The organism is Proteus sp. G4380 (assembly GCF_963885725.1).
Taxonomy (GTDB): domain Bacteria; phylum Pseudomonadota; class Gammaproteobacteria; order Enterobacterales; family Enterobacteriaceae; genus Proteus; species Proteus mirabilis.
Map to the genome: position 1 here is coordinate 1 of NZ_CAWPAV010000049.1, position 2,171 is coordinate 2,171.

Genomic DNA, 2,171 nt, shown 5'->3' on the forward strand with positions numbered 1-2,171 from the left:
TTCGAGTCCAGTTGGAGGAGCCAAATTTAGAAAAGCCCGCTTTATGCGGGCTTTTTGCTTTTTAGCCAATAGCATCCCACACTTAGCATGCTGAAAAATAAATTTTTCTCTGTTTCACCCTATAAATTCCAGCATCTTTTTCATTATCTTGTTCATTATTCGCTGATAATTGATGCAACTTGCTGTTTATCTATCCATTTAAACAAATATCTACGATTGACCTTTGACATCTCAATTTTACCACTATATGATACACGCCACTTAATGATGTTCCTCCATAGTTCAGTCGGTAGAACGGCGGACTGTTAATCCGTATGTCACTGGTTCGAGTCCAGTTGGAGGAGCCATTTCTATTAGTATTACCCTCGTAACTATTTGATTTTATTCTCTGTTTTCCCTCACACACAATAAAAAATACCATTAAAAAGGTAGCTATTTAATCGTTTTCGTATTACTATTCATTTCCGGCTTGACTATCCAGTCCAATCCAATCGTTGATCTTTCGATTTTCCTAAGACACACGGAGCCGGTATATGACCACTGCACAACCTATCACCCTCACTATTCGCCGTCCTGATGATTGGCATGTTCACTTTCGTGATGATGACATGCTAAAAACCGTTGTTCCTTATACCAGTCGTTATTTTGGCAGAGCTATCGTAATGCCAAATCTTGTTCCCCCGATCACCACCATTGAAGCCGCCCGTCGTTATCGTGATCGCATAAAAGCAGCTATTCCTAGTGGCGATAAATTCGAACCATTAATGACCTGCTATTTAACGGATAGCACTCTGCCATCAGAAGTTGAACAAGGTTTTCTACAAGGCGTATTTACTGCTTGTAAACTTTATCCCGCCAATGCGACGACAAATTCTAGCCATGGTGTTTCCGATATCAATAAAATCTATCCTATTCTTAGTGTGATGGAAAAAATAGGTATGCCATTGCTTATTCATGGGGAAGTTACTGCATCAGATATCGATATTTTTGATAGAGAAGCTCGTTTTATTGATAACGTGATGGCTCCCGTTCGCAAACAATTTCCTGCCTTAAAAATTGTTTTTGAACATATCACCACCAAAGAAGCGGCACAGTATGTCTTAGAGGGAAATGAATTTCTTGGTGCAACTATTACACCACAACACTTAATGTTTAACCGTAATCATATGCTTGTCGGTGGTGTGAAACCGCATTTGTACTGTTTACCTATCCTTAAGCGTAATGTACACCAAGAGGCATTAAGGCAAGCCGTTGCATCAGGCCATTCGCGTTTCTTCTTAGGTACTGACTCCGCGCCTCATTTACAACATCGCAAAGAATCATCTTGTGGATGCGCTGGCGTGTTTAACGCCCCCACCGCTTTAGCAGCTTATGCTAGCGTATTTAAAGAGCTCAATGCCCTTTCTCACTTTGAAGCCTTCTGTTCACTCAATGGCCCACGTTTTTATGGTTTACCGGTTAATGAAGGCACTATTACCTTAACGGAAAAATCCGTTACTGCACCTGCAGAAATTATGAGTGGTGATGAAGCATTAATCCCCTTCTTAGCAAATGAAGATATTCATTGGGATATTAGTGTCAATTAATCAATTAGTGACTTGATATCCTCTCTTTATGCACCATATAACCCCTTATCTGGGATAGTTATGGTGCATATTTTTTGCTATTCCTCGTTGTACTTTTCCATTTTTCATCAAAATTTAGCTTTTTTATTGCGCCAAATTTCGTATACTGGAAAGTAACCACTTAGTGGGGGCTTCTCTCTTAGTCAAAACCGGTTGTATGATTAGGAGGTATTATGAGTAGAAAAAATGAAGTTATTCAAACACATCCTGTTGTAGGCTGGGATATTAGCACTGTAGATATCTATGATGCGATGATGCTACGTTTACATTATCTTCCTGAAAACGAACACCATCCAGACAATGCAGTGGTTGATAAAACACTTTGGCTTACTACTGATGTAGCAAAACAGTTGATTTATATTCTTCAAGCAGGTATTGATAAAATTGAATCATCTGAAGATTTTGTATCAGACAACACCAAGCATTGATAAAAAGATAAATTCGAGAAAAGCATTAAGACACCAAGCAGGAGTACTTTCGTACTCCTGTCTCGTTTTTATTGTTATAATCACCTTTCATTTTTATTTCGTTTATCTCTATTATCTA

2 protein-coding genes and 1 tRNA gene are annotated in these 2,171 nt (G+C 38.7%); all 3 read left to right on the forward strand.

Annotated elements, in window-relative coordinates:
* The first annotated feature begins 271 nt into the window (after nt 1–271).
* Nucleotides 272–347, forward strand: a tRNA-Asn gene (locus AACU98_RS04095).
* 186 nt (nt 348–533) lie between these two features.
* A complete protein-coding gene (gene pyrC / locus AACU98_RS04100) occupies nt 534–1,586 on the forward strand; it encodes a dihydroorotase (protein WP_004243575.1) in 1,053 nt (350 codons plus the stop codon).
* A 212-nt stretch (nt 1,587–1,798) separates the two neighbouring features.
* On the forward strand, nt 1,799–2,053 hold the full coding sequence (bssS, locus tag AACU98_RS04105; RefSeq protein ID WP_004248355.1) for a biofilm formation regulator BssS: 255 nt from the start codon (nt 1,799–1,801) through the stop codon (nt 2,051–2,053).
* Nucleotides 2,054–2,171 lie beyond the last annotated feature (118 nt).